This window comes from Micromonospora sp. KC207 (assembly GCF_004348615.1).
Classification (GTDB): Bacteria; Actinomycetota; Actinomycetes; order Mycobacteriales; family Micromonosporaceae; genus Micromonospora.
Genome location: NZ_SMKJ01000374.1, coordinates 1 through 5,266, shown reverse-complemented (window position 1 = coordinate 5,266; position 5,266 = coordinate 1). Strand labels below are relative to the sequence as shown.

Sequence of the window (5,266 nt, the reverse complement as noted above, 5' to 3'; positions counted from 1 at the left end):
GGGGGTCACTGCCCGAGTGGCGCCGAGGGGCGTCGGGGGGCCGGCCCGGCCTCCGCCGCCCGCTGCACGGCCCGGTAGATCTGCCCGAAGCGCAGCGCGTCGCTCGTCTGCACCAGCCGCACCGGCTGGCCGCGCCAGCGGACCCACAGCTCCAGCTGGCGGCTTCCCCGGGCGTACGAGCGGTCCAGGTGCTCGAAGAGGAAGTCGGCGACCGGCCCGGCGGCGAGCCCGACGAGCACGGAGGCCCCCACGATGGCGATCGTGACGGTCAGCGAACGGTGCAGCCACAGCGCGAGCGCCACCCCCAGCGCGGCGGCGACCAGCGGGCCGGCGAGCGCGGCGCCGATCGCGCCCCGGCCGGCGAGCACCCGCCAGGAGCGGCTGCCGCGCACGTGCCAGACCATGCTGATCTCGGCCAGCGGGTACGTCCGGCCGTCCACCCGTACAGCGGTGGAGGTGACCTGCACCGACCTGTCGTCGTAGTACGTGACCATGGCGGACTCCGGGGAGGCGGGGCGAACACCAGACTACTTGCCCCAACGATCCGGGCCGTAAGGTTGGCATGCGACTTCGACGAGGAAGTGGGGCAGCGTGAGCGAGTTCGTGCGGCTGGAGACCAGGGACGGCATCGGCACCATCCGGCTGGACCGGCCGCCGATGAACGCGCTGAACAAGCAGGTCCAGGAGGAGTTGCGCGCCGCCGCGGTCGAGGCCACCGCCGACCCCGGGGTCCGCGCCGTCATCGTGTACGGCGGGGAGAAGGTCTTCGCGGCCGGTGCGGACATCAAGGAGATGGCCGACATGTCCTATGTGGACATGGCGGAGCGGGCGGCGGACCTGTCCAGCGCGCTCGGCGCGTTCGCCCGGATCCCCAAGCCGGTGGTCGCCGCCATCACCGGGTACGCCCTCGGTGGCGGCTGCGAGCTGGCCCTCGCGTGCGACTGGCGGGTGGTGGCGGAGGACGCGAAGCTCGGCCAGCCGGAGATCAAGCTGGGCGTCATCCCCGGCGCGGGCGGCACCCAGCGGCTGGCCCGCCTCGTCGGTCCGGCCCGGGCGAAGGATCTGATCATGTCGGGCCGGATGGTGGACGCCCAGGAGGCGCTGCGGATCGGTCTGGCCGACCGGGTCGTCCCGGCCGCCGACGTGTACGCCGCCGCCGTCGAGCTGGTCACCCCGTACCTGACCGGGCCGGTGCAGGCGCTGCGGGCGGCGAAGCTGGCGATCGACGCCGGCCTGGACATGGACCTCACCTCGGGCCTGGCCTGGGAGAGCCAGCTCTTCGCGGCGTTGTTCGCCACCGAGGACCGGCGCGAGGGCATGGCGGCCTTCGTCGAGAAGCGCAAGCCGTACTTCACGGGCCGCTGACCCGAGCACTGTTCACATTGTTCCTACCGATCAGTACCGTGTGACTCCGGCCACGGACGAGGGGAGCGGCGATGACGCAGCGGGTCGAAGGTCACGGCGGGGAGCTGGCGCTCGCGGCGCTGCGCGCGCACGGCGTACGCGAGATGTTCACCCTCTCCGGCGGGCACGTCTTTCCGCTCTACGACGCGGCCCACTCCGCCGGCTTCCCGCTCTACGACGTGCGGCACGAGCAGTCGGCGGTCTTCGCGGCCGAGGCGGTGGCCAAGCTCAACCGCCGCCCCGGCCTCGCCGTGCTCACCGCCGGCCCCGGCGTCACCAACGGCGTCTCCGGCCTGACCAGCGCCTACTTCAACGCCTCGCCGGTGCTGGTGCTCGGGGGTCGGGCCCCGCAGTTCCGCTGGGGCTCCGGCAGCCTCCAGGAAATGGACCACCTGCCGCTGGTCGCCCCGGTCACCAAGCACGCCGAGACGGTGTTCGCCGCCGACGACATCCCGCGCGCGGTAAACGCCGCGCTGACCACCGCGCTCACCCCGCACCGGGGCCCGGTCTTCCTCGACTTCCCGCTGGAGGCGGTCTTCTCCGTCGGCGACGCCGACCTGCCGGAGGCGGTCGCGCCCGCCCCCGTCGAGGCCGACCCGGAGGAGGTGGCGCGGGCCGCCGGGCTGATCGCCGCCGCGCACCGGCCGGTGATCATCGCCGGCTCCGACGTGTACGCGGGGGACGCCGTCGAGGCCCTGCGGGCCGCCGCCGAGGCGCTGCGGGTGCCCGTGTTCACCAACGGGATGGGGCGCGGCGCGCTGCCCCCGTCGCACCCGCTGGCCTTCGCCAAGGCCCGCCGGGCGGCCCTGCGCGACGCCGACGTGGTCGTCGTGGTCGGCACCCCGCTGGACTTCCGGCTCGCCTTCGGCGACTTCGGCGACGCGCAGGTGGTGCACGTGGTGGACGCGCCCAGCCAGCGCGCCGGTCACGTCGCCCCGGCCGTCTCGCCCGCCGGTGACCTGCGGCTGATCCTCACCGCGTTCGCCGAGCACCCCGGCGACCGGGCCGACCACGACGACTGGGTCGCGCGGTTGCGCGTCGCCGAGGACGCCGCGAAGGCCCGCGACGCCGAGGAGATGGCCGCCGAGACCGACCCGATCCGCCCGGCCCGCGTCTACGGCGAGCTGCGCCGGGCGCTCGCCCCCGACGCCATCACCATCGGCGACGGCGGCGACTTCGTCTCGTACGCCGGGAAGTACCTGGAGCCGGCACAGCCCGGCACCTGGCTCGACCCCGGCCCGTACGGCTGCCTCGGCACCGGCATGGGTTACGCGATGGGCGCCCGGGTCAGCCACCCGGACCGGCAGGTGTGCGTGCTGATGGGCGACGGCGCGGCCGGATTCTCGTTGATGGACGTCGAGTCCCTGGTCCGCCAGCGGCTCCCCGTGGTGATCGTGGTCGGCAACAACGGCATCTGGGGGTTGGAGAAGCACCCGATGCGGGCCATGTACGGCTACGACGTCGCCGCCGACCTCCAGCCCGGCCTACGCTACGACAGGGTCGTCGAGGCCCTCGGCGGGGCGGGCGAGACGGTCGAGAAGGCCGGTGACCTCGCCCCGGCCCTGGACCGGGCCTTCGCCTCCGGCGTGCCGTACCTCGTCAACGTGCTCACCGACCCGGCCGACGCGTACCCCCGTTCCTCGAACCTGGCCTGAGCGACGACCGTTTAATTCGGAGGATTACCGGAGTCTGTCGTCGTAACGTCAGCCGAGGCTCGGCAATTTGTCAGTGCCGTCGGGCAGGGTGGCGTGGCAAGCACAGACGACGGGAGTTTCCATGACGTACGCGATCCGGGCGGAGGGCCTGGTGCGACGCTTCGGCGCCACCACGGCCCTCGCCGGAGTCGACCTCGCGGTCCCCACCGGGACCGTGTTCGGATTGCTCGGGCCAAACGGGGCCGGGAAGACCACCACGGTGCGGGTGCTCGCCACCCTGCTCGCCGCCGACGAGGGCCACGCCACCGTCGGCGGGTACGACGTCCGCCGCGACGCCCACCGGGTCCGCCAGCTCATCGGCCTCACCGGCCAGTACGCCTCGGTCGACGAGGCGCTCACCGGCACGGAGAACCTGCTGCTCATCGGCCGGCTGCTGGGGCTCTCCCGGGCCGGCGCGCGGGCCCGCGCCGGGGAGCTGCTCGCCCGGTTCCACCTCTCCGACGCCGCCGATCGGGCGGCGAAGACGTACTCCGGCGGCATGCGCCGCCGCCTCGACCTGGCCGCCAGCCTGGTCGGCCGCCCGCAGGTGCTGTTCCTCGACGAGCCCACCACCGGGCTCGACCCGCGCAGCCGCAGCGAGCTGTGGGACACCGTCCGTGGCCTGGTCGCCGACGGGGTGACCGTGCTGCTGACCACGCAGTACCTGGAGGAGGCCGACCAGCTGGCCAGCGAGATCGCCGTGGTCGACCACGGGCGCGTGATCGCCCAGGGCACCCCTGAGGAGCTGAAGGCCAAGACCGGCGGCCAGGTCCTCACGATCCGCCCGACGGACCCGGCCGACCTGGCGACCGTGGTGGCCATCGCGGGGGAGGCCGCCGCCGCCAGCCCGGAGGTCGCTCAGACCACCGTCACCGTCGCGGTCAACAACCCGGAGGTGCTGCCCGCCGTGGTCCGCCGCCTCGACGACGCCAAGGTCCCCGTCGCCGAGCTGGCCCTGCGCGGCTCCAGCCTCGACGAGGTCTTCCTCCACCTCACCGGCCATCGCGCCGAGTCCGACGCTCCGACCGGGGCCGACCTGGAGAGGACGCCGGCATGACCGCCGCCACCGTCACCGCACCGCTCGCCCCGGCCCGCCGCCTCGGCGTCGTCGCCGGTCTGCGGCACACCCTCACCCTGGCCTGGCGCAGCCTGGTGCAGATCAAGCACAACCCGATGGAGCTGCTCGACCTCAGCATCCAGCCGGTGATGTTCGTGCTTCTCTTCACGTACGTCTTCGGTACGGCGATCGCCGGCTCGCCGGGGGAGTATCTGACGTTCGCCCTGCCCGGCATCATCGTGCAGAACGCCCTGTTCGCCACGATGACCACCGGGTTCGGGCTGAACAACGACCTCACCAAGGGCATGTTCGACCGGCTTCGTGCCCTGCCGATCGCCCGGTGGGCCCCGCTGGCCGGGCGGATCCTCGCCGACACCGTCAAGCAGGCCTGGTCGGTGTCGCTGCTCATCGGCGTCGGGGCGATCCTCGGATTCCGGCTCGGCAACGGGCCGCTCGGGCTGCTCGGCGCGTTCGCCCTGCTGCTCGCGTTCTCGCTGGCGGCGGCGTGGATCTCGGTGCTGGTCGGGGTGCTGGTCAGCGAGCCCGACAAGGTGCAGATCTTCGGGTTCACGGTGATCTTCCCGCTCACCTTCACCAGCAACGTCTTCGTCCCCACCGACCGGATGCCGGGCTGGCTCCAGAACTGGGTCGAGGTCAACCCGGTGACCATCCTGGCCGACGCCCTGCGCGGCCTGCTGGTCGGCGGCCCGGTGGTCGGCCCGGCGGCCAAGGCGATGATCTGGGCCGTGGTGCTCGCCGCCGTCTTCGCGCCGTTGGCGGTCCGGGCGCTGCGGCGTCGCGTCTGACCGACGCCGGGGGGTGGCCCGGTCACACCTCGGGGCGGTTCTCCTCCCGGGGCGGGTCACCCTCCCGGCGGCGCAGGTCGTCCTCGCGCCGGCGCAGGTCCTCCTCCCAGCGGTGGAACAGCTCGTCGTCCTGCCGCCGGGAGCGCTCGGCCAGGGATTCGAGGAACTCCGGGTCGTCGTCGGGGGCAGGGGGCCGGCGTGGGCCACCCCGGGCGCCGGGGGCCCGCCGGGAGCGCCCCGCGTGTCCGGCGGGGCGCTGCCGGCCGGCGAGGAACCAGGCGATCGGGCCGACCAGCGGGAAGACC

At 73.8% G+C, this 5,266-nt stretch carries 6 protein-coding genes; 4 read left to right on the top strand and 2 right to left on the bottom strand.

Going from position 1 to position 5,266, the window contains the following annotated elements; genetic code table 11:
- Positions 1 to 5: 5 nt before the first annotated feature.
- Entirely contained in the window at positions 6 to 494 is a 489-nt protein-coding gene (locus E1258_RS29435; RefSeq protein WP_132406854.1) for a DUF6232 family protein, read from the bottom strand.
- A 97-nt stretch (positions 495 to 591) separates the two neighbouring features.
- Here E1258_RS29435 and E1258_RS29430 point away from each other — a divergent pair, with 97 nt between their 5' ends.
- From E1258_RS29430 to E1258_RS29415, 4 genes are all read left to right on the top strand, one after another.
- Positions 592 to 1,365: an enoyl-CoA hydratase-related protein gene (locus E1258_RS29430; protein ID WP_132406852.1), complete on the top strand. Its 774-nt coding sequence runs from the start codon at positions 592 to 594 to the stop codon at positions 1,363 to 1,365.
- A 71-nt stretch (positions 1,366 to 1,436) separates the two neighbouring features.
- Positions 1,437 to 3,059 carry an acetolactate synthase gene (locus E1258_RS29425; protein WP_132406850.1) on the top strand — a complete coding sequence of 541 codons (1,623 nt, stop codon included), beginning with the start codon at positions 1,437 to 1,439 and terminating at the stop codon, positions 3,057 to 3,059.
- Positions 3,060 to 3,180: 121 nt separating this feature from the next.
- On the top strand, positions 3,181 to 4,155 hold the full coding sequence (locus E1258_RS29420) for an ATP-binding cassette domain-containing protein (RefSeq protein WP_132406848.1): 975 nt from the start codon (positions 3,181 to 3,183) through the stop codon (positions 4,153 to 4,155).
- Positions 4,152 to 4,961: an ABC transporter permease gene (locus tag E1258_RS29415; protein ID WP_132406846.1), complete on the top strand. Its 810-nt coding sequence runs from the start codon at positions 4,152 to 4,154 to the stop codon at positions 4,959 to 4,961. Before E1258_RS29420 ends, E1258_RS29415 begins: the two co-directional genes overlap by 4 nt.
- A gap of 22 nt (positions 4,962 to 4,983) precedes the next feature.
- Here the strand turns inward: E1258_RS29415 and E1258_RS29410 are convergent.
- Positions 4,984 to 5,266: PLD nuclease N-terminal domain-containing protein (locus E1258_RS29410; protein WP_132406844.1), on the bottom strand; the 283-nt coding region annotated here is incomplete at its 5' end.

What these genes read in the sequence shown, in the direction of transcription:
- E1258_RS29435 (WP_132406854.1), bottom strand. Translation starts at nt 494, where the DNA reads ATGGTCACGTACTACGACGACAGGTCGGTGCAGGTCACCTCCACCGCT.
- E1258_RS29425 (WP_132406850.1), top strand. Translation starts at nt 1,437, where the DNA reads ATGACGCAGCGGGTCGAAGGTCACGGCGGGGAGCTGGCGCTCGCGGCG.
- E1258_RS29420 (WP_132406848.1), top strand. Translation starts at nt 3,181, where the DNA reads ATGACGTACGCGATCCGGGCGGAGGGCCTGGTGCGACGCTTCGGCGCC.
- E1258_RS29415 (WP_132406846.1), top strand. Translation starts at nt 4,152, where the DNA reads ATGACCGCCGCCACCGTCACCGCACCGCTCGCCCCGGCCCGCCGCCTC.